Origin of the sequence: Roseomonas chloroacetimidivorans (genome assembly GCF_049629625.1) — a bacterium.
Lineage (GTDB): Bacteria > Pseudomonadota > Alphaproteobacteria > Acetobacterales > Acetobacteraceae > Roseomonas > Roseomonas chloroacetimidivorans.
Genome location: NZ_JBNBZS010000001.1, coordinates 254896 through 277563, shown reverse-complemented (window position 1 = coordinate 277563; position 22668 = coordinate 254896). Strand labels below are relative to the sequence as shown.

General features: G+C 67.7%; 18 protein-coding genes. 13 read left to right on the top strand and 5 right to left on the bottom strand.

The genetic code is table 11. The annotated features are described in order from the left end of the window. Positions 1-7: 7 nt before the first annotated feature. From ACO1BU_RS01325 to ACO1BU_RS01305, 5 genes are all read left to right on the top strand, one after another. Positions 8-1996: a hypothetical protein gene (locus ACO1BU_RS01325; RefSeq protein ID WP_424134089.1), complete on the top strand. Its 1989-nt coding sequence runs from the start codon at positions 8-10 to the stop codon at positions 1994-1996. A gap of 196 nt (positions 1997-2192) precedes the next feature. Further along, positions 2193-3326, top strand: a complete 1134-nt coding sequence (locus ACO1BU_RS01320; RefSeq protein WP_424134088.1) for a calcium-binding protein — start codon at positions 2193-2195, stop codon at positions 3324-3326. 180 nt (positions 3327-3506) lie between these two features. Beyond that, positions 3507-4346, top strand: a complete 840-nt coding sequence (locus ACO1BU_RS01315) for a FadR/GntR family transcriptional regulator (protein WP_424134087.1) — start codon at positions 3507-3509, stop codon at positions 4344-4346. After that, positions 4246-5229 carry a Bug family tripartite tricarboxylate transporter substrate binding protein gene (locus ACO1BU_RS01310; protein WP_424134086.1) on the top strand — a complete coding sequence of 328 codons (984 nt, stop codon included), beginning with the start codon at positions 4246-4248 and terminating at the stop codon, positions 5227-5229. Before ACO1BU_RS01315 ends, ACO1BU_RS01310 begins: the two co-directional genes overlap by 101 nt. Before the next feature lie 13 nt (positions 5230-5242). Continuing rightward, on the top strand, positions 5243-6406 hold the full coding sequence (locus ACO1BU_RS01305) for a mandelate racemase/muconate lactonizing enzyme family protein (protein WP_424134085.1): 1164 nt from the start codon (positions 5243-5245) through the stop codon (positions 6404-6406). Positions 6407-6472: 66 nt separating this feature from the next. On the opposite strand, the gene ACO1BU_RS01300 is transcribed toward ACO1BU_RS01305, so the two are convergent. Further along, the gene (locus ACO1BU_RS01300) at positions 6473-7702 is read right to left on the bottom strand and encodes a polyhydroxyalkanoate depolymerase (protein ID WP_424134084.1); all 1230 of its coding nucleotides are present in this window, start codon (positions 7700-7702) and stop codon (positions 6473-6475) included. 242 nt (positions 7703-7944) lie between these two features. Between ACO1BU_RS01300 and ACO1BU_RS01295 the strand changes: the two genes are divergently transcribed. Next, the gene (locus ACO1BU_RS01295; protein WP_424134083.1) at positions 7945-8610 is read left to right on the top strand and encodes a glutathione S-transferase; all 666 of its coding nucleotides are present in this window, start codon (positions 7945-7947) and stop codon (positions 8608-8610) included. A 46-nt stretch (positions 8611-8656) separates the two neighbouring features. Here the strand turns inward: ACO1BU_RS01295 and ACO1BU_RS01290 are convergent, their stop codons facing one another. After that, the gene (locus ACO1BU_RS01290) at positions 8657-9655 is read right to left on the bottom strand and encodes a Bug family tripartite tricarboxylate transporter substrate binding protein (protein ID WP_424134082.1); all 999 of its coding nucleotides are present in this window, start codon (positions 9653-9655) and stop codon (positions 8657-8659) included. Positions 9656-9659: 4 nt separating this feature from the next. Further along, entirely contained in the window at positions 9660-10661 is a 1002-nt protein-coding gene (locus tag ACO1BU_RS01285; protein WP_424134081.1) for a Bug family tripartite tricarboxylate transporter substrate binding protein, read from the bottom strand. A gap of 218 nt (positions 10662-10879) precedes the next feature. Here ACO1BU_RS01285 and ACO1BU_RS01280 point away from each other — a divergent pair, with 218 nt between their 5' ends. The 3 genes from ACO1BU_RS01280 to purU all read left to right on the top strand — a co-directional run bounded on the left by ACO1BU_RS01280 (position 10880) and on the right by purU (position 14184). Beyond that, positions 10880-12661 (top strand): glucan ABC transporter ATP-binding protein/ permease, encoded by a 1782-nt coding sequence (locus ACO1BU_RS01280; protein ID WP_424134080.1) that lies wholly within the window; start codon positions 10880-10882, stop codon positions 12659-12661. Positions 12662-12759: 98 nt separating this feature from the next. After that, the gene (locus ACO1BU_RS01275; protein WP_424134079.1) at positions 12760-13191 is read left to right on the top strand and encodes a CBS domain-containing protein; all 432 of its coding nucleotides are present in this window, start codon (positions 12760-12762) and stop codon (positions 13189-13191) included. Between the two features lie 114 nt (positions 13192-13305). After that, positions 13306-14184, top strand: a complete 879-nt coding sequence (gene purU / locus ACO1BU_RS01270; protein WP_424134078.1) for a formyltetrahydrofolate deformylase — start codon at positions 13306-13308, stop codon at positions 14182-14184. A 46-nt stretch (positions 14185-14230) separates the two neighbouring features. Here the strand turns inward: purU and ACO1BU_RS01265 are convergent, their stop codons facing one another. Further along, positions 14231-15619 carry a CoA transferase gene (locus tag ACO1BU_RS01265; RefSeq protein WP_424134077.1) on the bottom strand — a complete coding sequence of 463 codons (1389 nt, stop codon included), beginning with the start codon at positions 15617-15619 and terminating at the stop codon, positions 14231-14233. Between the two features lie 74 nt (positions 15620-15693). Here ACO1BU_RS01265 and ACO1BU_RS01260 point away from each other — a divergent pair, with 74 nt between their 5' ends. Next, positions 15694-16830, top strand: a complete 1137-nt coding sequence (locus ACO1BU_RS01260; RefSeq protein WP_424134076.1) for a citrate/2-methylcitrate synthase — start codon at positions 15694-15696, stop codon at positions 16828-16830. A gap of 43 nt (positions 16831-16873) precedes the next feature. On the opposite strand, the gene ACO1BU_RS01255 is transcribed toward ACO1BU_RS01260, so the two are convergent. Further along, positions 16874-18484, bottom strand: a complete 1611-nt coding sequence (locus ACO1BU_RS01255) for a GGDEF domain-containing protein (protein WP_424134075.1) — start codon at positions 18482-18484, stop codon at positions 16874-16876. A gap of 265 nt (positions 18485-18749) precedes the next feature. On the opposite strand from ACO1BU_RS01255, the gene thrS reads away from it, so the two are divergent. The 3 genes from thrS to ACO1BU_RS01240 all read left to right on the top strand — a co-directional run bounded on the left by thrS (position 18750) and on the right by ACO1BU_RS01240 (position 22626). After that, positions 18750-20711, top strand: a complete 1962-nt coding sequence (gene thrS / locus ACO1BU_RS01250) for a threonine--tRNA ligase (protein WP_424134074.1) — start codon at positions 18750-18752, stop codon at positions 20709-20711. A gap of 127 nt (positions 20712-20838) precedes the next feature. After that, positions 20839-21363, top strand: coding sequence for a translation initiation factor IF-3 (gene infC, locus ACO1BU_RS01245; protein WP_424134073.1), 525 nt, complete (start codon positions 20839-20841; stop codon positions 21361-21363). Positions 21364-21696: 333 nt separating this feature from the next. After that, positions 21697-22626 carry a DUF305 domain-containing protein gene (locus ACO1BU_RS01240; RefSeq protein WP_424134072.1) on the top strand — a complete coding sequence of 310 codons (930 nt, stop codon included), beginning with the start codon at positions 21697-21699 and terminating at the stop codon, positions 22624-22626. The last annotated feature ends 42 nt before the right edge of the window (positions 22627-22668 follow it).

The window sequence follows — 22668 nt, the reverse complement described above, 5'->3', positions numbered from 1 at the left end:
GAACCCGATGACCGCTCCCTCCGACCAGTCGCCGCCTTCCACCCCTGCGCCGTCCAAGGAGCCCGTGGAGGAGCGCTTCCGCCGCCAGCGGGACGAGGCCCGCGCGCAGCGCGACACCGCCCGCGCGCAGCGTGACAAAGCCCGTGCCGAGCGCGATGCGCTACGCGCCCAACTCGCCAGCCTGGCCGAAGATGCCGTGGACGGCCTGCCGCTCGCGGGCGGCGCCCTTACCGAGATCGATGTCTATGAGGAGGAGGTCCAGCGCGCGCAGCGGATTGAGGTGATCCGCGCGCAGCACGAGGCCGGCCTGCCGCTCTCCGTCCGCAAGATAAGCCTCATCCATGACCGGATGGTGCCGCCGCTCCATCGCGGCTTGGTGGAGCGGCGCTGCCCTGGCGAGGACGTCGCCTTCCTCACCGTCGCGAATGCCCGCTTCATGCCGGGGCTGGAGGCGCTGCTCCTCTCGCTGCTCGCCACCTACCCGGAGCTGCGCAGCCCCTTCCACATCTGCCATGACGGCACGCTCACCCCCTTCCTCCAGGCCCGCCTCCGCGCCCTCTACCCGCGCCTGGTCTTCCTCACCCCCGACATGGCCTGGTTCGACAAGGTCCCGACCGCGTCGGACAACCACAAGCGCATCGGCCGCCTCGGCTACATGAACATGCAGGGCCTCGCGCTCACCGGCTTCCGCCGCGTCGTCCTGCTCGATGCCGACCTCCTCATCCTCGACGACATCTCCGCCTTCTGGCAGGGCGAGGACTTCACCATCTGCTACGATGTGGGCGACCGCGAATATGTCTCGCGCTCGCCCTTCACGGGTGACTGGGTGTTCAACAGCGGGCTGATCGGCATCCCCGGCCACCAGACCGGCCCCGAGGCCCTGGCCGCCTTCCAGGATCTGGTGCTGCGCCACGCCGCCGAGCCGCTCTGCCCCATGCTCGACCGCTTCGCCGACCAGAAGATCTGGAACATCTACCTGCGCGACAAACCCCGGCTCTACCTGCCCGTGAACCTCAACTGCAGCGTCAAATACCTCGCCCAGGTCCTCGAGGGCCGGACCGAGGGCCTCTCCGTCCTGCACTTCACCGGCAACAAGCCCTGGAACGACCGCAACTACCTCCCCTCCGGCGCCGTCCAGCCCTCCACCCGCCGCGCCGTCGAGTATCCCAGGCCCTGGACCGACAGCTATCGCCGCCTCGCCTATGCCCAGCGCCTCTCGGCCTACCGCACCCATGCCCGCGCCCATCGCCGCGGCCGCCCGGTGCGCGAGGACAGCCTGGCGCAGGGCCGCCCCACCTGCCTCATGATCGGCAACGGCCCCTCGTTCGCCCACACCGACCTGACACCCGCGGCAGGGCTCGAGAAGTTCGCCTTCAACTGGTTCATCCTGCACGAGCGCTTCGACGAGATCCGCCCCGAGCACCTCGTCCTCGGCTCGCACATGTTCTTCGGCGGCTGGTCCACCCCCGACCCGCGCTTTCCGCCAGGCTATCTCGAGCAGCTGCGCGCCCATCGCCACCGCCCCGTGCTCTGGACCGCCTTCTACTTCCGCGAATCCCTGGAAAGCCTCGGCCTGCACCGGGAGTTCGAAATCAACTACGGCCTGTTCGAAAAGCCCTTCAAGCGCTTCGTCGACCGCGCCGGCCGCTACAACCCCGACCTCGACGGCTTCCTCGATGACGCCCGCACCGGCGTCCTCTCCCTCGGCGTGCCCGCCGCCCTCGCCATGGGCTTCCAGCGCATCCTGCTGGTCGGCTGCGACAGCAACTACAACCAGCCCGGCACGGAGACGAAGTACTTCTACGACATGGCCCGCCACACCTCGGCCGAAACCAGGGAAAGCGAGCTCACCGCCACCTGGACACCCCAGGGCCGCGGCCCCTTCGTCTACCGCCTCGCGGCCGAGGAACTCGCCCGGCGCAACATCGACCTCATCGACTGCACCCCGGGCGGCGCACTCTCCATCACCAAGGGACGACTGGAAGAATGCGTGTGACGGCCGCGCCGGCTCATCCGCGGCTGCACAGTCCCTCAAGGAGCATCCTGAGCGGGTAATTTCGTCAAGCCAGGACAACCGCAGCGCGAAGTGTTGAATTGCACAACCGATGCCCTGCCGCTTTGTTGCTGAAGGCCAACGGGGACGATCCGGCAGGGTGCCCGGCGCATGATCCCCGGGCCGGGGAGATGACCAGATGCCGACGCCCACCAACGGGAATGATCGCCTGACCTATGGCGACGAGAATGACGAGGTATATGCCCTGGACGGCAAGGACATCGTCCATGGCGGTGCCGGTGGCGACATTCTCCATGGCGGGGCCGGGGACGACCGCCTCTACGCCGATATCGGCGTGCAGCCTCCGCTGACCGATCACTGGGACATCCTCTACGGCGATGAGGGCAAGGACACCCTCTACGGCGGAACCGGCTATGCCGAACTGTTCGGCGGCACGGGAAACGACATCATCCACGCTGGCACCGCCGGCCAGGACCTCTATGGCGAGGACGGCAACGACAAGCTCTACGGCAGCAGCGTGGGCGACTCACTCTATGGCGGCACCGGAAAGGACCTGATGGATGCCGGCGCCGGCAATGACTGGCTCGAGGGCGGCGAGGGGCATGACAAGCTTTACGGCAATGATGGCCGGGACATCATGTTCGGCGGGGAGGGGAATGACCGCCTCTATGGCGGCGAGGATTCCGACTACCTGGAGGGCAATGCGGGCAAGGATATGCTCGATGGCGGGGAAGGCGTGGACTACGCCTATTTCCATGGCAGCCGCGCCGATTACCGCATCACGACGAATGCCGAGGGCGTCACCACGGTCGAGGATCTGCGAAGCAATGGCGGGATGGACGGCACCGATCGCCTGGTGAATGTCGAGCGCCTGAGCTTCAACGATGGCCAGCTGGTGCTGCGGAACGACGACGCGGACAGCCGCTTCGCCGGCGCCAATGCCCTCACTCCGGAGGATTTCGAGGACGGCCATTTCAGCACGACGACGCAGTTCGAATACCGGGACGATGTCGATATCTGGAGCATCGTGCTCCAGTCTGGCCAGACCGTCACCGGTCGCGTGTCCACCGATTACGAATATCCCGAGCCGCGCATCACCCTCTGGGGCCCTGCCGGGGAACTCCTGGAAACAGAGAGCGTCTGGGACGACGGCGAGATCACCTTCACGGCTGAAGCCGCCGGCACCTACTACTTCGCCGCCTCCGTACGGCGGAACGAGCCGGTCGACGATCCGGACCTCGCGAACGGCCCTCATTACACCAATACCGGCCGCGATCCGGGCGCGGATTACGTCTTCAGCCTGGATATCTGACGGCATCACCAGGCCTCGACCGTAGAGCCATTTCGCAGCAGCGCCGCCGCCAGGCCAGAAGCCCGCCCTGGCGGCGGTTGGCATGCCCAACAACCCGGAAATCTGTCCGCTCCATTCCGGCCGCGTCCAACGGCCCAGCCATTGACCGCCCGCCGAAAAGACGTCTAGTGGTATGACCACATGAGCAGTTCCGACATCCGGCCGGTCGTCCGCCCATCCCTCTCGACGGAAATCCGCCGGAGCCTTCAGGCCTATATCGCCGAGCAGCGCCTCTCGCCCGGCGAGCGCCTTCCATCCGAACGGGAACTGGCCGAGGCCCTTGGCGTCAGCCGCCCGGCCCTGCGGGAGGCCATGCGCGAACTCGGCGCGCTGGGCATCCTGCAGATGCGCCACGGCTCCGGCGCCTATGTCGCCTCGCCCCAGCATCCCGCCCTGACCAGCCTCACCCAGCTCGGCTCGGCGGAGCGTCTCCGGATGCTCCGACAGGCCTCCGAGGCCCGCGCCCTGGTGGAGGTCGAGGTCGCCGGACGCGCCGCGTCCCTCGACCCGGAGGCCCTTTCCGCCGCCCTCCGCGCACTGGACGAGGCCGAGCGCGGAAGCGAAACCGAGCGCCACCGCCACCGCCTGGACTTCACCTTCGAGCAGCGCCTCTCGGCGGCGGTCGGCGATCCCTACCTGATCGAATTGCAGCGCCACGCGCAGCGCCTTTTCGCGGAGGCATGGGAGGCCTGCGGTGTCATCCCGCGTCCGCATGAGGAGCGCCACGCCCAGCATCTCGCCATCCGCGAGGCGCTGCTGGCCGGCGATCCCGCGGAAGCCCGCCGCCGTATGCGGCGGCATCTGGATATCGACGTGCGCGTCTCGGCCACGACCGGCCGCGCCGGCGTGGTGAAGAATCAAAACCAAATGGAGGAACCGAATGCCGAACTGGAGGAGGCGCGCCCTGCTGGGCGCCGCGGGGGGCGCGCTCGCCGCGCCGCACCTGGCCCGCGCGCAGGGGGTAGCGGGCTGGCCGAATAAACCAGTCACCATCCTTGTCCCCTATGGGCCCGGCGGCACGACGGACATCGTGGCGCGCATCGCAGCGGACCACCTGAAAGCCGCCTTTGGGCAGCCTTTCGTTGTGGAGAACCGCGCCGGCGCTTCCGGCACGATCGCCATGGCGGCCGTGGCCCGCTCAGCGCCCGACGGGCACACGCTGCTGGCCAACGACATCGCCCAGACGGTCGTCTCGGCCCTCATCGCGAAGCTGCCGATCGATCCCATCCAGGATCTGGTGCCCGCCACCATGATCGCGGAAACCCCGGTCGTGCTCGCCGTTGCCAACAAGGTCGAAGCACGCACCCTTCCGGAGTTCATCGCCCTGGCCAAGCGCCGCCCAGGTGAGATGAATTACGGCTCCGGCGGCACGGGCTCCGGCCCGCATCTCGCGATGGAGTTCTTCAAGAGCCTGACCGGCACCGAGATCACCCATGTCCCCTATCGCGGCTCGGGTGCCGCGGTCACGGACCTCGTTGCGGGCAATATCGACGCGCTCAGCTCCGCCGGCCCCACCATCGCGCCGCACGCGGCCAATGGTTCCATGCGCGCGCTCGTCGTCTCCGGCAAGCAGCGCATCCCGCAGCTTCCCAATGTGCCGACGGCAGCGGAAGCGGGCCTGCCCGACTTCATCTTCTCGCTGTGGTTCGGCCTCGCCGCACCGCGCGGCACGCCGCGGCCGATCCTCGACGCGCTGCACCGCGAGGTTGTTGCGATGGCTTCCAAGCCCGAGATCCGGGAAAGGCTGACAGGCGCCGGCGCCGATCCCTCCGCCACCGGGCCGGACGCCTTCAGCCAGCGCATCAAGGAAGAGAACCAGCGTTGGACGGCCTTGATCCAGCGCGCCGGCATCAAGCCGGAATAAGGACAGCAACAGCATGAAGATCGCCAGCGTCCGCCCGGTCCGGGCGGGACAATTCCTCTACGCGCGCGTGGAGACGAGCAACGGCCTGGTCGGCTGGGGCGAGAGCGGCGCCTGGGGCCATCTGGAAGCCTCGGCCACTGCCGTCGAGAAATTCGCCGACTATCTGGTAGGGCAGGACCCCCGCCGGATCGAGCTGCATTGGAATATCATGCAGCGCTTCGCCCATTTCCGTGGTCACGCGGTGAATGGCGCGGTTTCGGCCATCGATATTGCCTTGTGGGACATCGCCGGCCAGGCCCTGGGCGTTCCGGTCCACATTCTGCTCGGCGGCGCGGTACGGGACGAGGCGCGCCTCTACGGCCATGTTTACGCCCCGACCATCGAGGAGGTGCTGGAGGAACTGCGCGGCCTTCGTGCGCAGGGCTTCACCGCCGTTGGCCACATCAACCCCTTCCTCGATGAGTCCGAAGAAGACCGCTTCTTCAAGCCGCAGCTCCGCAAGCTCGGTGATGCGGCCGAGAATGTGCGCCGTTTCCGGGAAGCAGCGGGCGAGGGCATGGACCTGCTTCTGGAACTGCACCGCCGCCTGAATCCGTCCGAGGCCGACCGCCTCGCGCGACTGGTGGAGCCCTATGAGCCCATGTGGCTCGAGGACCCGATCCGCCCCGAATTCCACGACGAGATGGGCGCCCTGGCCAGCCGCATCCCGCTTCCCATCGCGACCGGTGAGCGCTTCACCGGCCCCACGGAGTTCAAGGCCCAGTTCTCGCGCGGCCCAATCGGCTTCGCGCGCATCTCCACCTGCGTCGTCGGCGGCATCACCGGCGCGAAGAAGGCTGCCGCGATCGCCGAGGCCTTCGACATCCCGATCGCGCCGCATAACCCACTCTCGCCGGTCGGCCTCGCCGCCTGTCTCCAGGTCGCGGCCGCGGTGCCAAATTTCGCGATCCAGGAGTATCCCACGGGCTTCAAAAACCTGGAGCTGCGCTCCGACGGCGTGCTCCTCGGCTCGGAATTCGTGGACGCGCCGCCAAAGGCGGAAAATGGCTTCGTGAAGATTCCAACCCGCCCGGGCCTCGGCCTCGCCGTGCTGGAAGATGTGGTCGCACAGACCAAGCCGACGACGCGGCGCGTCTCCATGCGCCGCCATCGCGACGGCTCGCCCATCGACCAGTGAAAAGACCGAACGCCGCGCCAGGAGGCGCGGCGTTCGAAAACCAGTATTGCGGCCGGGGAAGCGCGGTTAGCTGTTCGCCTCAATCATGGCGCGCACCTTCGGATAGACCTCGGTCGCCCAGCGGCGCCCGCTGAACACGCCGTAATGCCCGACGCCGGTTTGCAAATGATGCTGCCGGTTGGCGAGCGGGATGTTCGGGCACAGATCCAGCGCCGCCATGGTCTGCCCGATGGCGCAGATATCGTCCCGCTCGCCCTCCACCGTCAGCAGGGCGGTGCGGCGGATCGCCTCCGGCCGCACGGGGCGGCCGCGATAGGTCAGTTGCCCCAGCGGCAGGTCATGGTCCTGGAAGATCCGCTGCACGGTCTGAAGGTAGTAATCCGCCGGCAGATCCATCACCGCGAAATACTCGTCGTAGAACCTGCGATGGGCGGTTGCGGCCTCGGTGTTGCCGGCCACCAGATTGTCGTATTGCGCCTGATGGGCCTTGATGTGGCGGCCGAGATTCATGGCCATGAAAGCCTGAAGCTGGACGGCTCCTGGATAGACCCGCCGGCCTGCACCGGCATAGCGTGCCGGGACCATGCCGATCAGGTTCCGCTCGAACCAGTCGATCGGCTTGGACTGCGCCAGCTCGTTCACCTGGGTCGGGTTGATCCGCGTATCGATCGGGCCCGCCATCAAGGTCATGCTGGCGGGCGTGGCCCGGTTCCGGTCCTCCGCCATCAGCGCCACCGCGGCCAGCGTCGCCGGCGCCGGCTGGCACACCGCCAGCACATGGCTTCCTGGTCCCATCACCTCCAGGAAGCGGATGATGTGGTCCGTGAAATCGTCAAAGCCGAACTCGCCCGCGGAAAGCGGAACGTCCCGCGCATTCACCCAGTCCGTGATGTAGACGTCATGATCCTGCAGCAGCACCTCCACCGTGCCGCGCAGCAGCGTGGAGAAGTGCCCGGACATCGGCGCCACCACCAGCACGCGCGGCTGGTGCATCGGCGTGTCCTTGGCGAAGCGCAACAGCGTGCCGAAGGGTGTCTCATGCACCACCTCTTCCGTCACCTCCACGTCGCGGTTGCCCACGCGGATGGTGCCGAAGCCGTAATCAGGGCGGCTATGGGTGGTGCGGGAATGCGCGATCAACTCGCAGACGGCACTCGCCCGCCGGATATAGGGCGCGGCCAGCGGCATCGCGGCGGTGATCGGCTCCCACTGGCGGAGAATGCGCCCTGCGGTTTCGGCAAAGGCCCTGAATGGAAATTGGACGTCCTGCTGCGCCTGCAAAAGCTGATAGATCATGCTGTGTGTAATCTGGTCGGGCGCATGGGATGGGAACGGCCCCGATGGGTGCTGGTTTTGATCAGGTCCTGGATCGTGACCGCTCGGACCACCCCGGTCAACCATTTGTGATCGGAGAGGAGGGCGCGACCCTCCAACACCGGCCAAGGAGCACCCCGCCCCCCGCTGGAACAGTTCTGGCATAAACTCCCCCCTTGGGGGCGCTTGCCAGTAACCGGCACCCCCATAGGGAATGTTACGCCATGGACCCGGCCCGGCTTCTCATCAGCAGTCGCAATTATTCGTCATGGTCCCTCCGGGGCTTCCTGCTCGCCCGGCTGGCCGGCCTGGACTTCGTGGTGGAGCCGGTGAACCTCAACGATCCAGCGGTCCGGGCGGAACTGCTGCTCCAGTCCTCCTCGATCCGTCTTCCCTGCCTCATTCATGACGGGCTGCGGATCTGGGACACCATGGCCATCGCCGAATATCTGGCGGAAATCCGCCCGGAGGCCGGTCTCTACCCCGCGGATCGCGTCGCCCGCGCCCGCTGCCGCTCCATTGCCGGCGAAATGCATGCCGGCTTCCACGCCCTGCGCGCATCCCTGCCGATGAATCTGCGCGCCCGGCGGCCGGGCTTCCGCGTCTGGTCCGGGCCGCGCGCCGACATCCAGCGCGTCCTGCAGATCTGGCGGGACTGCCTGGGCACATGGAAAGGCCCCTGGCTGTTCGGGGACCGCCCCTGCATGGGCGACGCCATGTATGCCCCGGTGGTGACGCGCTTCCTGACCTATGACGTGAAGCTGGACAGTGACTGCGCAAGCTATGCGCAGCAGGTCATGCAATGGGCGCCCATGGCCGAATGGATCGCGGCGGCCCAGGACGAACCCGAGCCGCCGATCCATGAGTTGGAGGTCGAGGCGGAGTTCTGACCGCGCCTCCGGGCGGCGGCGCAAGGCCCCGCCGCCCGCTGGTGCCTCAGTCCAGCTTCGCGCCGGACGCCTTCACCACATCGCGCCACTTGTTGTTCTCGGCCGCGATGTAACGGTCCAGCTCGGCCGGCCCGAGCGGCCTGGGTTCGCTGCCGATGTCCCGCAGCCGGTCCATGATGGCCGGCTCCTTCAAGATGTCGGTCACGGTCTTCGCCAGCTTCTCCACGATGGGCCGGGGCACGCGCGCGGGCGCCTGGTACCCGAACCACGCCACCGCCTCGAAATCCGGCACCCCGGCTTCCTGCACCGTCGGCACGTCCGGCAGGGAGAACCAGCGCTTGCCGGAAGTGACGGCAAGGGCGCGCAAGCGGCCTTCCTTCAGATGCGGCAGGTAGCCCGGAAGATTGTCCATCGCCACATCCAGCCGGCCGGCGAGCAGGTCCGGAATGATCTGTGACGTGCCGCGATAGGGAACATGCAGCATGTTCACCCCGGTCTTCGTCTTCAGGTATTCGGCGCAGAGATGGCCGGAAGTGCCATTGCCCGGGCTGCCATGGGTCAGCTCCCCAGGCTTCGCCTTTGCCGCCGCCAGCAGATCCTGCAACGTGCGATAGGGCGAGTTAGGCCCTACCGCGATCACGTTCGCCACCTCGTTGATCAGCGCGACGCTGGTCAGGTCCTTGTTCGGATCATAGGGCAGATGCGTGTAGAGGAACTGGTTGATGCTGGCCGTACCGATGGTGAAGGTCAGCAGCGTGTATCCGTCCGGTTCCGCCTTCGCGACCATGTCGGTCCCGATATTGCCGCCGGCGCCCGGACGGTTGTCGATCACCACGGGTTGGCCCAGCAGCGTACCCATGCGCTCTGCCACCACCCGCGCGGTCAGATCCGTCGCGCCGCCGGCCGGGAAGGGCACGACGATGCGGATCGGCCGGTTGGGATAGCTGGCCGCGCCATTGGCGCCCTGGGCCCGGACCACCGCGGGGGCGGCCAGCGCAGGCAGCGCCAACAGAGCGCCGCGGCGGGTGATCGAAGAAGATGTCATCAAGTTACTCCACAGTTGCGCCGGATCTGCGAACCACGTCGCCCCATTTGGCGATCTCGGCGCGGACAAAACGTGTGAAAGCCTCAGGCGATGTGCCGCCATCCGGAGTCAGGCCCGGCATCATCCCGCCCAGGTCAGCTAGCTTGGCCTTGGTTGCGGGTTCCTTGATGACGGCGTCGATCTCGGCACCCAGCCGCTCCACGATGGGGCGGGGCGTGCGCGACGGGGCCTGGATCCCGAACCAGCCCGTGGCCTCGACCCCCGGATAGCCCTCCTCGGCCGTGGTCGGCACATCCGGCAATGCAGGCGTGCGCGTCGTGGTCGTCACGGCCAGCGCCCGCAGCCGCCCGTCCCGGATATGCCCGATGGCGGAAGGCAGGTTGTCCACCCCCATCTCGATCCGGCCCGCCATCACATCGACCATCATCGGCCCGGCCCCGCGGAAGGGCACATGCGTGATCTGGACCCCTGCCTCCATCTTCAGCAACTCGCCGGTAACATGAAGCGAGGTGCCGGCGCCGGAGGAGCCGAAATTCAGCTTGTTTGGGTTGGCCTTCGCATAGGCCACCAGCTCCCGCAGCGTGCGGACAGGCAGGGAAGGGGTCACGAAGATGACATTCGGCACCTTCGTCACAAGCCCCACCTCCACCAGGTCATCGGGCTTGTACGGAATCCTGTCGCCATAAAGCGTATAGTTGATCGCCCCGCTCGAGACGGTCTGCATCAGGAAGGTGTAGCCGTCCGGTTCCGCCTTCGCGACGAAGTCCGAACCGACATTGCCGCCGGCGCCCGGCCGGTTCTCGACCGTGAAAGGTTGGCCCAGCCGCCCCTGCAGCCGCTCGCTGACGATGCGGGCGGCCACATCCGTCGTCCCGGCGGGGGTGAAGGGCACGACCACACGCACGGGGCGCGTCGGCCAGTTTCCCTGTGCGCCGGCGGTCCGGGCATGCAGGGCAGGGATGGCAAGGACGGGTGCGGACAGCACCGCGCGGCGGGAAAGGCTCATGGATATCCTCCGATGGCTCCGCGTGCCGGGGTCTTCTGCCTGTGTTGCGAGTCGCGGATGCCGGCAGATTGGTGCCGCGCCCGATGCCCCCTTGCAAGGGGCGCGCAGCGCGCGTCTTCATCCGGTGCCGGGCTGCATCCGATGCCCGGTTGGGGCGTTGCGGGTGCTGCCGGGTTTGCCGGCGGGCCCGGGTGGTGGTGAGGGGATCGGAAATCAGCATGGGCTTTCTCCAGACCTATGCCCGCGTTCTGGGGCTTCTTGCCCCCGATAAATGGGTGGCGATCGGCCTGGCCCTCGCCGCGCTCGCCCTGGCCGGGCTACAGTTCCTGGAGCCCGTACTCTTCGGCCGCGTGGTCGATGTCCTCTCCGGCGCCGATCGGCTGCCCGAGGAAATCGTGTGGAAACAGGCCATCTCGCTCCTGGTGGTCTGGGCGGCCGTCGGCCTCACGGGCATTGCCGCCAATGTCGCGGTCAGCCTGCTCGCTGACCGCATGGCCCATCGCAACCGGCTGGCGGTCATGCACCGCTACTTCCAGCACGTCCTGGCCATGCCGCTCTCCTTCCATGGGGACACGGCCTCGGGCCGGCTGATGAAGATCATGCTGGTCGGCACGGATCATCTCTTCGCCATCTGGCTGAACTTCTTCCGTGAACATCTGGTGACCTTCATCACAGCCATTGTGCTGCTGCCCCTGACATTCCTCATGAACTGGCGGCTCGCCCTGGTTCTGCTGGCGCTGGTGGTGGTCTTCTGCGTCGTGGCCGCCTTCGTCGTCAGCCGCACGCAGGAAGCGCAGGAAAAGGTGGAGAACTACCAGTCCCAGCTCGCCGGCAATGCGCAGGACGCGCTCTCCAACGTGGTCGTGGTGCAGTCCTTCACGCGCATGAGCGCGGAGGCCAAGCTCTTCGGCGACATCATGCGGCAGGTGCTGGACCACCAGTTCCCCGTGCTGAACTGGTGGGCAGTGGTGTCGGTCCTCACCCGCTCGGCCAGCACCATCAGCATCATCACCATCTTCATCCTGGGCACCTGGCTGCACATGAATGGCCGGGCCTCGGTCGGCGAGATCGTCTCCTTCATGGGCTTCGCCACCATGCTGATCGGGCGCCTCGAAGGCGCGGTCGGCTTCGTCTCGCGCCTCCTCATGCAGGTGCCCGGGCTGCGCGAGGTCTTCTCCGTGCTGGATACCCGCAGCTCGGTTCCCGAGAAGCCCAACGCCATCACCCTGCCGCGGGTCCGCGGAGAGGTGGTCTTCGACCATGTCGCCTTCGGCTATCCCGGCGGCGGCCGCATCCTGAACGATGTCTCCTTCGAGGCGCATCCGGGCAAGACGGTCGCCCTGGTCGGCCAGACCGGCGCTGGCAAGTCCACTGCCATGTCCCTCCTCCAGCGCCTCTGGGATCCGATCGAGGGCCGCATCACCATCGACGGCCACGACCTGCGCGACATCACCCTGGACAGCCTGCGCCGCAATGTCGGCGTGGTCTTCCAGGACGCCATGCTGTTCAACCGCACCATCCGCGAGAACCTCCTGATCGGCCGCCCCGACGCGACACAGGAGGAACTGGAGAATGCCTGCCGCATGGCCGAGGCGCATGACTTCATCACGCGCCAACCCAATGGTTACGACTCTCGGGTAGGGGAACGCGGCACGAGCCTTTCCGGCGGTCAGAAGCAGCGCCTCTCCATCGCGCGCGCCCTGCTGAAGGACCCGCCCATCCTCATCCTGGATGAGGCGACCAGCGCGCTCGACGCCGCCACCGAGGCCCGCGTGCAGAAGGCGCTGAAGGCTCTCATGGCCGGCCGCACCACCTTCATCATCGCCCACCGCCTCTCCACCATCCGCGATGCGGACGAGATCCTGGTCTTCGAGCAGGGCCGGATCGTGGAGCGCGGCAACTTCGATGAGTTGGTAACGCTGGGTGGCCGCTTCGCGGATCTGGTGCGCACCCAGCTCTCCGGCGCCGAGGCGAAGCAGGCCGCGCCCGTTCCCGCCTGACCCCCGATCAAGGACTGGTGAGACGTCAGGTTTCCGCTTGTAACAGGCCCCGCCCTACGCGCCACCATTACCGCAGGTAGAAGCTGGTGGAGTAGGCCATGACGATCGCGTCCATCCTGCGGAGCAAAGGCAACCAGGTGGTCAGCGTGCGGCCCGACGACCTGCTGGGGGATGTGGCCCGCACCCTGGTGCACCATCGCATCGGCGCCGTGCTGGTGCGGGACGGGGAGGCACCGCCTGCCGGCATCCTGTCCGAGCGCGACATCGTCCGTGTCTTCTCGGAAAAGGACGGCGCGACCAACACGCTGACCGCCTCGGACGCCATGACCCGGATCCTTCACACCGTCACGCCCGATACCCCGATCACCCGCGCGCTGGAGATGATGACCGACCGCCGGGTGCGGCACCTGCCGGTGCTGGACGGCCAGACCCTCCTCGGGATCGTTTCCATCGGCGATCTGGTGAAGGCCCGGATCGAGGCGGCGGTGGGGGAGGCCGAGGCGCTGCGCGAGTATGTAACGGCGACCTGAACCGCCCTCCAGGCCGGTTCACCCCCTGCAAGGGGCTGGCCCGCCGGCGCCGGTGGTGGCAGAGGCAGGGCGCTGCGTCGGCTTCCGGCGCGCCTGCCAGCCCGCGAGTCCCCCATGCCCCACGCCACCACCCCCCGGCCCGAGCACGTCCTGACCCTCTCCTGCCCGAACCGCCCGGGCATCGTGGCCGCCGTCGCCACCTGCATCTTCGAGCATGGCGGTAATATCCGCGAGGCGCAGCAATACGACGACGTCGAAAGCCGCCGGTTCTTCGCCCGCATCACCCTGAACCACCCGGAGGACGCGCTGGACGTCTCCGCCCTGCGCGCCGGCCTCGCCCAGGTGGCCGAGCGCTTCTCCATGGAGTGGATGCTGCGCGACCGTTCAGAGCGCCGGAAGGTCATCATCCTCGTCTCGAAATTCGACCACTGCCTGGCCGATATTCTCTACCGCTGGCGCCTGGGCGAGCTGCCGATGGATCTCGTCGGCATCATCTCCAATCACCCGCGCGAGACCTATCAGCACCTCGACTTCACCGGCGTTCCCTTCCACCACCTGCCCGTGACCAAGCAGACCAAGCTGGAGCAGGAAGCCGAGGTCTGGCGCGTGATCCGCGAGACCGGCGCCGAGCTGGTCATCCTCGCCCGCTACATGCAGGTTCTCTCAGACGGCCTCGCCGCCAAGCTCGCCGGCCGCTGCATCAACATTCACCACTCCTTCCTGCCGGGCTTCAAGGGCGCGCGCCCCTACCACCAGGCCCATGCCCGCGGAGTGAAGCTGATCGGCGCCACCGCCCATTTCGTGACGGCTGACCTCGACGAAGGCCCGATCATCGAGCAGGACGTCGAACGCATCAGCCACAATGACACCCCCGACGACCTCGTTCGCCAGGGCCGCGACATCGAACGCCGCGTCCTCTCCCGCGCCCTGCTCTGGCAGCTGGAGGACCGTATCCTGCTGAACGGTGCCCGCACGGTCGTCTTCCGGGACTGACCCGCCGGACCCTGAAACCTCGGCTTGAGGAACCAGCAGGCGGCCGTCACCACATCGCATCCGCCGAGCCGAGTTCCGATGCGGGGCGGTCCCAGCGCAAAGGCATATCGCCGATCAGGATGGGAGACCTCAGCCGCAAGGCCGGCCCCCACGCTGTGTGCTCGACATCCGTTGCGTAATCCTCGTCGCTCAGCGCGGTGAAAGCCGGTTCCGAGAAGCCGCCGCCACTGTCCGTCAACGCCGTGGCCGTTCGTGCGAGCGAAAGCCTGGCGGTGACGGCGGCCGCATCACCTGCGCGGGCGATCAGGCCGCGAACCGCCGCGGCCGCCATCAGATAGCCCGTCGCATGGTCGAGCGCCTGGACCGGCAATGGCACCGGCCGGTCGGCCTGCTTCCAGCACATCCCGGCCGCGGCAATGCCCGAGGACATCTGTACGAGACTGTCGAAGCCGCGCCGCTCCGCCCAGGGCCCCGTCCAGCCATAGGCGCAGAGCGAAACATCGATCAGCCCGGCGTTGAGCCTGCGGCGCTGCGCTTCGCCATAGCCGAGCCGCTCCAGCGCACCCGGCCGATAGCCGTGCACCAGTATGTCCGCCTCAGCGAGCAGGCCTTCAAAGCGGCGCCGATCACCGGCCCGATGAAGATCGAGCCGCGCGCAGCGCTTGCCGAGCGTAACGTCGGGAACCACCGCGGGCTCGTTCCAATCGGGCGGATCAATCCGCAGCACATCGGCGCCCAGGCCGGCAAGAAAGCGCGTCGCGACCGGCCCTGCCAGCACGCGCGTCAGGTCCAGCACCTTGACCCCGGCGAGCGGCCGGTCCGGTTCCGGGCGCCATGGCTGCCTGGCGGCAGTGCCGACCCGCTCCAGCGCCACCAAAGGCTCGGCCCTGACCGACCGGCCCTGCTCATGATCCCGCCAGCCCGTCAGCGAGCGCATGGCCGCGGCGCAGCCGCCAGCGCGCAGGATGGCGGCTTCCAGCTCGTCAGCGGCATGCCTCGCAACGGCCGCCGCAACCCTGTCACGCTCGCCCTCGCAGCCGAGCACGGTCAGCGCCGCAGCGCGATGGCGCGGCGCATTGGTATGGAGCCGGATCCAGCCATCAGCCGCCCGGTAATCCCCGGCAATCGGGTCCCAGGGATCGGGCAGCGTCCAACCTTGCGGCCGCAGCGAGCGCAGGAACCAGGCCGAGGCCAGATGTCGATCGACTGTGACCCGCAGGGGCGACCGGCCATTGAGGCTCAGCAGCTCGGAAACAGCCAGCCCTGCGGCTCCGATTGCCGCCACCGCCAGATCAGTCACCGGGAAGCAGGACGGTAGGTTCTCGTCGCCTGTGACCAGCATTCGGCTCTGGACATCCGATGTCAGCCCCAGAGCGGTCAGCGCCTCCACGAGGATCGTGGCGAAGGGGAAGCGGGTCTGAAGCGTCTCTGGCATTTTCGGCACCCTTGCGGTGCCGTTCAGCCTGTCCACCGTCGACACATTGATCAATCTTGATACATCTCATCAACATGAAGGAGTGGATTGATCGCGCCGAGGCGCTCGGCTTGCTCGGCGTCAAGCCACAGACGCTGTACGCCTATGTCAGCCGCGGCCTGATCGAGGTGCGGCGCGTGCCCGATGCCCGGCGCAGCCTCTATCGCAGCGAAGATGTGGCAACGCTGGCTGGGCGACGAGGCCGGAGCCGCAGGCCCTCGGCCATCGCCGCGAGTTCGATGGCCTGGGGCGAACCCTCGATCGTAACGGCGATCTCCACCGTTCATCGCGGGCGTCTGATTTACCGTGGCCTCGACGCAGCCGATTTCTCGCGCAGCGCCGCACCTGAAGCCACTGCGCGGCTACTGTGGGGCAACAAGGGCGACGTGGTCTTCGCTATTCCGCCGGCTGCCGCCAACAACGCCTTCTCGGCACTGGCGGCACTCGTGCCAGAGAGCGAAGCCTCCATCGGTCGCGGCAGCGAGCGCCTGTGCCGCGACGCACAGGCGGCCATTTCGCACCTCGCCGCCGCTTGCGGGCTACGGCCGGGCCCGGGGCCGCTCCATCTCGGGCTGGCCGAGCTATGGTCGCTCGGGCAGGAGGAGGCCGACCTGGTCCGCCAGGCGCTTGTCCTGGTCGCGGATCACGAGCTCAATGCCTCGGCCTTCGCGACCCGGGTCGCCGCCTCGACCGGCGCACCCATCGCGGCCTGCCTCCTGGCGGGCCTCAGCACCTTGTCGGGACCGAAGCATGGCGGCGCGGCCTCGGCGGTGTTGCGGTTGCTCGACGAAGCGGCCGCAGTCGGGCCGGAAACGGCCGTGCGGGCCTGGCTGGATCGGGACGGCTTCCTTCCCGGCTTCGGCCATCCGCTCTACCCAAATGGCGATATACGCGCGGCCACCCTGGCCACGCGGCTGACGGCCGATTCCCTCATGCGGGAATTGCAAGAATGCGTGCTGGAGGCGACCGGCACGCTGCCCAATATCGACTTTGCCCTGACGGCGCTGGTCCGCATGACCCGCCTGCCGAGGAGCGCGCCTTTCACGATCTTTCTGCTGGGCAGGAGCATCGGCTGGGCCGCCCACGCCATGGAGCAAGCGCGCAACAGGGAGCTGATCCGTCCGCGTGCCCGCTATGACGGATCAATCCTGCCCTCCCAGGTGAAGAGCTAGCGCTTGCTTTGGGAGACCGCGCCTCGGCTTCCACTGTCCGGGGTCAGGTCCGTAAGACCCCGGAGGAGCCCTGCCCGTGTCCTGCGGGCGCATGAACCTGCCCAGCCTGGAGGGCCGGCGCCGCCACGCTCCGGTTCCGGCCAAGGCGCTTGGCCTCGTACAATGCCTGGTCCGCCTCCTGCACCAGCATCGGGGACTGCTCCCCGCAAAGCCCAGGGCGAGGAATCACCGTCGCGCAGCCGATACTCGCCGTGACGACGCCGCTCTCCGGGTTCGCCTCGTGAACGAGTCCTAAGGCCTGCACCGCCTCGCGTACCCGCTCCGCCATGTGCAGCGCGCCACTTGCCTCGGTGTTGGGCAGGATCACGGCCACCTCCTCGCCGCCATAGCGCGCGGCCAGGTCGGCGGGCCTCCGGATCGCGCCCTGCACGGCGGCCGCCACGGCACGCAGGCAATCATCGCCCGCACGATGTCCGTAGTGGTCGTTGAACAGCTTGAACCGGTCCACGTCGAGCAGCAGCAGCGACAGGGGAAGTTCCTCCCTTGCGGCACGGCGGCATTCGAGATCCAGCACCTCGTCGAAATGACGGCGATTGGCCAGGCCCGTGAGCGAATCCGTGCGCGCCGCCACGGCCTGCGCCTCGGCGGCGGCGGTCAGCTGCTCCTCTGCTCCCAGGCGGCGCAGCATCTCCCGTCGGAAGAGCAGGCAGAGCACCACCAGCGCGCTGCAAAGCGCCCCCAGGATGAGCCCGATTGTCACCGCCTTGCTCCACCATTCCGAGAAGATGTCCTCCACCCCCCTATTGACGGAGAGGATCAGCGGAAAATTCGCGATATGACGGAAGCTGAACTGGCGTCGCACCTGGTCGATGGCCGCGATGCCCACGAAACTGCCCGCCGGCGCCGCCCTGAACTGCGCGAAGGCCTCGCCGGCGCTCAGGTCACGGTCGATATCCTCCTCCCGGAAGGGATAACGGGCCACGACACGTCCATCGCTCCGGAACAAGGTCACGGACCCCCGGGGCCCCAGGTCCAAGCTGTTAAAAAGATCCTGAAAGTACGCGAGCCGCAGGGTCCCGACCGCCACGCCCAGAAAGCGGCCATCCGGTCCTTCGATCCGCCGGCTGAGGGCGATGCTGGGATCGCCCTCGCGCAGCCGGCTGTGGAAAGGACGGCTGACGAAAAGCCCGGCGTCCTGCCGCTCCTGGTGGACGCGGAAATAATCACGGTCCGCGAGCGCCAGCTTAGGGGGAGACAGGGAGGTCGAGGCTTCCTGCAGCCTGCCATCCGGCCCGACGAACAGGACGGAGCCCAGATATTCCGCGCTCGTGGCACGATCGAATAGCGCGAGGTGCCGGATCTCGGGGCTGGCCTGATCGATGCCGGGCTGCCGGAGTGCCGCTGCGACCCCGGACAGCGAGAGGTCATACAGCGCCATGTTCCGCGCGATATCGCGCTCCAGGGCCTGGACGAGGTTAGCGGAGGCCAACTCTGCCCGCCGCCAGGTGTCCCGGCGGAGATCCAGCAGGATCCACCCTCCCAGCGCCAGCACGCCGAGCGCCACGGCGGCGCCCAGCGCACCGAGCCAGCGCAGGGCACGGAGGCTGCCACGGCGTCCGGAAGCGATCGGATGATCCGGTACGGGCTCTCGCATCGCCATTCCTTGGCCCAGTTTATGAGGCGGGGGGTGAGTAGCTGCCTCCCGCCGCGCCGCCTCTACTGCCGGAAGAGGCCGGCGACAAATCCACAACCGGGGAGACGGATTAAAGTCCGGCCAGATCGGCAGCCGGTACCATCCGCCTGCCCCGCGAAGGGCAGGGGCAGGGCTGATCCGCCCAGGGCGCGCTTGACCTCGGGAAGGGCGGGTGCCATCGCTCCCGCCCTTCCATATGCTCTCTCGGAAAGGCCGTAACGCCCCCATGCCCGCGATCACGCTGCCCGACGGTTCCGTTCGATCCTTCGACGGTCCTGTCACGGGCACTACCGTGGCCGCGTCCATCGGCCCAGGCCTCGCCAAGGCGGCCCTTGCCATGGAAGTGGACGGCGTCCTGAAGGACCTCTCCGTCTCCATCGATCAGGATGCGCGCCTGCGCTTCATCACCCGCAAGGACCCCGAGGCCCTCGGGATGATCCGCCACGACGCCGCGCATGTCCTGGCAGAGGCGGTGCAGGAGCTCTTCCCCGGCACGCAGGTCACGATCGGCCCGGCCATCGAGAACGGCTTCTATTACGACTTCCACCGCAACCAGCCCTTCACGCCCGAGGAGCTGCCGGCCATCGAGGCCAAGATGCGGGAGATCATCGCCCGCAACGCCCATTTCGAGCGCGAAGAGTGGGATCGCGACGAGGCCATCTCCTTCTTCGAGAGGAAGGGTGAGCGCTTCAAGGCCGAGCTGATCCGCGACCTGCCGGAATCCGAGACCATCTCGATCTACCGCCAGGGCGAATGGCTCGATCTCTGCCGCGGCCCGCATATGCGCAGCACGGGCGATATCGGAACCGCCTTCAAGCTGCAGAAGGTGGCCGGCGCCTATTGGCGCGGCGACCACCGCAACCCCGTCCTCTCCCGCATCTACGGCACCGCCTGGCGTGACCAGAAGGAACTGGACGCCTATCTGACGATGCTGGAGGAGGCCGAGAAGCGCGACCACCGCCGCATCGGCAAGGAGATGGACCTCTTCCACCTGCAGGAGGAAGCGGTCGGCTCCATCTTCTGGCATCCCAAGGGCTGGCGCCTCTACCGCACGGTGGAAGGCTATATGCGCCGCCGCCTCGAACAGGCCGGCTATGACGAGGTGAAGACCCCCCAGCTGCTCGACCGCAAGCTCTGGGAAGCCTCGGGCCACTGGGAGAAGTTCCGCGAGAGCATGTTCATCGCGACGGTCGAGGATGAGTCCGAGAAGGACCGCGTCCTCGCGCTGAAGCCCATGAACTGCCCCTGCCACGTGCAGATCTTCAACCAGGGCATCCGCAGCTACCGCCAGCTCCCCTGGCGCATGGCCGAATTCGGTTCCTGCCACCGCTACGAGCCCAGCGGCGCCCTGCACGGCATCATGCGCGTCCGCGCATTCACGCAGGACGACGCCCATATCTTCTGCACCGAGGACCAGATCGCCTCGGAGACGGTCCGCTTCGTCGAACTGCTCTCCTCGATCTACCGGGACTTCGGCTTCCAGTCCTTCCGCGTGAAGTTCTCGGACCGCCCGGCCAAGCGCGCCGGCACGGACGAGACCTGGGACCGGGCCGAGGGCGCCCTGCGCGAGGCCTGCAACACGGCCGGCGTCGAGTATGAGCTGAATCCGGGGGAGGGCGCCTTCTACGGCCCCAAGCTCGAATTCGTCCTGCGCGACGCCATCGGCCGCGACTGGCAATGCGGCACCCTGCAGGTGGACTTCGTCCTGCCCGAGCGCCTGGACGCGGAATATGTGGGCGAGGACGGTGCCAAGCACCGCCCGGTGATGCTCCACCGCGCCATTCTCGGCAGCTTCGAGCGCTTCCTGGGCATCCTCATCGAGGAACATGCCGGCCGCTTCCCGCTCTGGCTCGCCCCGACCCAGGTCGTGGTCGCCAGCATCGTGGATGACGCCGCCCCCTATGCCGAGGAAGTGGCCGAAGCCCTCCGCGCCGCCGGCATCGCGGCCAGCACCGACATCCGGAACGAGAAGATCAACCGCAAGGTCGCCGAGCATATCGAGGCCCGCGTGCCCATCCTCGCCGTGGTCGGCCGACGCGAGGCCGAGGAGCGCAACCTCGTCCTTCGCCGCCTTCCCGGCCGCGAGCAGGAGACCCTCCCGCTGGCCGACGCCATCGCCCGCCTGGTTACCGAGGCCGCGCCGCCGGACCGCCGGGGCAGCTTCGCCACGACGGACGTGGCGGCCTGACCGTTTCGGGTCCGGCTGATTTCAAAAACCAGCTTGACCTTCCCGCTCAGCAGTTGCAGACGCCGCCGCTGCGCACCATAACTCCATTTGCTCACCACTATAGGAGACGACCCTGGCCCGAGGCCCAATGCCCAATACTCTCCCGACCCGCGACGGACCGCGGGTAAACGAGGAGATCCGCGCACCCCAGGTCCGACTGATCGACCAGGACGGGGAGATGATCGGCGTGATGAGCGCGCGCGACGCCCTCGCGCGGGCCTACGAAGTCGGCATGGACCTGCTGGAGATCAGCCCGAACGCCGAACCGCCGGTGTGCAAGATCACCGACTTCGGCAAGTTCAAGTACGAGCAGCAGAAGAAGGCGAACGAGGCGCGCAAGCGCCAGAAGGTCGTCGAGATCAAGGAGATCAAGGTCCGTCCGAACATCGACGACCATGATTACGAGGTCAAGATGAAGCAGATGAAGAGCTTCATCGAGGAAGGCGACAAGGTGAAGGTCACCCTGCGCTTCCGCGGCCGCGAAATGGCCCACCAGGATCTTGGCGTGAAGGTGCTCGAGCGGATCCGGAACGAGATGGCCGAGGCCGTGAAGGTCGAGTCCATGCCCCGGCTGGAAAACCGTCAGATGATCATGGTGCTCGCGCCGAAGTAACCGGCCCGCATCCAAGGCTGACGAAGCCGGCGGTCCCGCAGGGGACGCCGGCTTTTTGCTTTCCGCTTCCGGCACGAAGGGCGGCGGGCCGGGGCGCCCTGCCTGGGTCCATCTGGAACCGCTCCGTCATGGCTCCAGTTGATCCTTCCCTGCCCACGGAGGTCCGGGGCGGCACCACTTCCTCATCCCCGCTGCTCCCCACCAGATCGGCCGACCCGCCCCCGCCAGCCACTAACCTTGCTCGCCGAGCGACGCCGCCTTTCCGGGCCCTTGACCTTCCCACAATGGGAAGCCCCACCTCAGGCGCCTCTTCAGGTAGCAGGACTGCAAACCATGTTCTTCGTGACCCTCGGGAGCGGGGCCCGGCAGCGCCCGTCCGGCCCGATGGCCGCCACCCTCGCAGCGGCCGTCCTTCTCGCCGCCGCCACCCCCGCCCGCGCCATGGTGGGGGAGGAATTTGCGCCGGAGGCCTCGCCCGTTCTCTCCCCCAGCTACACCGTCCTCCCGGCCACCGAACTCGCCGCCGCGATCCAGGCCGACCGGAGCTATGTGACGGGCATGCGGGCCCATCACGCCGGCGCGCTGACCATGTCGGATGAGTATCTGAACGACCCGGAGGCGAGCAGTCCGGTCCTCAAGGCGCTCGCGCAGGCGATCATCCACAACCAGCGCTACGAGATCGCCCTGCTCGACGCGGTCGCGCAGAATCTCGACCAGCCCGCGCGGATCCTTGATCTCGGCTTCACCCGGCTCGCGATCCAGCCGGCGGCGACCGAGGGCATCCCGAACCGCTACCGCTTCTTCAAGGCTCCGGTTCCCGGCCCTCTCGCCGCCCTGTCGCGGAAGGATCCAGCTGTGACACGGCGGGATGTGCAGTTCGCCAAGGCGATGACGATTCACCACCAGGGCGCGCTCGACATGGCGCGCGCCTATCAGGCGGATCGGAACGGCCGGAACACCTATCTCGGACTGCTGAACGTGGACATCCTGACGGACCAGACCCAGGAGATCGCGCTGATGCGTCGCGTCATCGCGACATATCCTGGCGATGCAGAGGCGGTCCCGGTGCCGCCCTCCATGGTGCATGGGATGGAAGGCATGTCGCATGGCGGCCATGCCGGTCACGGCGCAGCTCCGGCACCGGCCCCTCATGCCGGCCATGGCCCGGCCCATGAGGCTCCTGCAGTTACCCCGGCGCCCCGCGAAGCTGCGCCTGCGCCACATGGCCCGCGGCGGCCAGAAACCCATCATCACGCGCACTGACGAAACGGCCCGGCGGCCCCGCCGCCGGGCCCGACCGGCGCT

Excerpts from the sequence above, each read along its gene's own strand:
- ACO1BU_RS01315 (WP_424134087.1), top strand. The coding sequence starts at position 3,507 with ATGAGCAGTTCCGACATCCGGCCGGTCGTCCGCCCATCCCTCTCGACG.
- ACO1BU_RS01290 (WP_424134082.1), bottom strand. The coding sequence starts at position 9,655 with ATGACATCTTCTTCGATCACCCGCCGCGGCGCTCTGTTGGCGCTGCCT.
- ACO1BU_RS01280 (WP_424134080.1), top strand. The coding sequence starts at position 10,880 with ATGGGCTTTCTCCAGACCTATGCCCGCGTTCTGGGGCTTCTTGCCCCC.
- ACO1BU_RS01260 (WP_424134076.1), top strand. The coding sequence starts at position 15,694 with ATGAAGGAGTGGATTGATCGCGCCGAGGCGCTCGGCTTGCTCGGCGTC.
- ACO1BU_RS01285 (WP_424134081.1), bottom strand. The coding sequence starts at position 10,661 with ATGAGCCTTTCCCGCCGCGCGGTGCTGTCCGCACCCGTCCTTGCCATC.
- ACO1BU_RS01295 (WP_424134083.1), top strand. The coding sequence starts at position 7,945 with ATGGACCCGGCCCGGCTTCTCATCAGCAGTCGCAATTATTCGTCATGG.
- ACO1BU_RS01255 (WP_424134075.1), bottom strand. The coding sequence starts at position 18,484 with ATGCGAGAGCCCGTACCGGATCATCCGATCGCTTCCGGACGCCGTGGC.
- ACO1BU_RS01310 (WP_424134086.1), top strand. The coding sequence starts at position 4,246 with ATGCCGAACTGGAGGAGGCGCGCCCTGCTGGGCGCCGCGGGGGGCGCG.
- ACO1BU_RS01240 (WP_424134072.1), top strand. The coding sequence starts at position 21,697 with ATGTTCTTCGTGACCCTCGGGAGCGGGGCCCGGCAGCGCCCGTCCGGC.
- thrS (WP_424134074.1), top strand. The coding sequence starts at position 18,750 with ATGCCCGCGATCACGCTGCCCGACGGTTCCGTTCGATCCTTCGACGGT.
- ACO1BU_RS01320 (WP_424134088.1), top strand. The coding sequence starts at position 2,193 with ATGCCGACGCCCACCAACGGGAATGATCGCCTGACCTATGGCGACGAG.
- ACO1BU_RS01300 (WP_424134084.1), bottom strand. The coding sequence starts at position 7,702 with ATGATCTATCAGCTTTTGCAGGCGCAGCAGGACGTCCAATTTCCATTC.
- ACO1BU_RS01265 (WP_424134077.1), bottom strand. The coding sequence starts at position 15,619 with ATGCCAGAGACGCTTCAGACCCGCTTCCCCTTCGCCACGATCCTCGTG.
- ACO1BU_RS01305 (WP_424134085.1), top strand. The coding sequence starts at position 5,243 with ATGAAGATCGCCAGCGTCCGCCCGGTCCGGGCGGGACAATTCCTCTAC.
- infC (WP_424134073.1), top strand. The coding sequence starts at position 20,839 with ATGCCCAATACTCTCCCGACCCGCGACGGACCGCGGGTAAACGAGGAG.
- ACO1BU_RS01325 (WP_424134089.1), top strand. The coding sequence starts at position 8 with ATGACCGCTCCCTCCGACCAGTCGCCGCCTTCCACCCCTGCGCCGTCC.
- ACO1BU_RS01275 (WP_424134079.1), top strand. The coding sequence starts at position 12,760 with ATGACGATCGCGTCCATCCTGCGGAGCAAAGGCAACCAGGTGGTCAGC.
- purU (WP_424134078.1), top strand. The coding sequence starts at position 13,306 with ATGCCCCACGCCACCACCCCCCGGCCCGAGCACGTCCTGACCCTCTCC.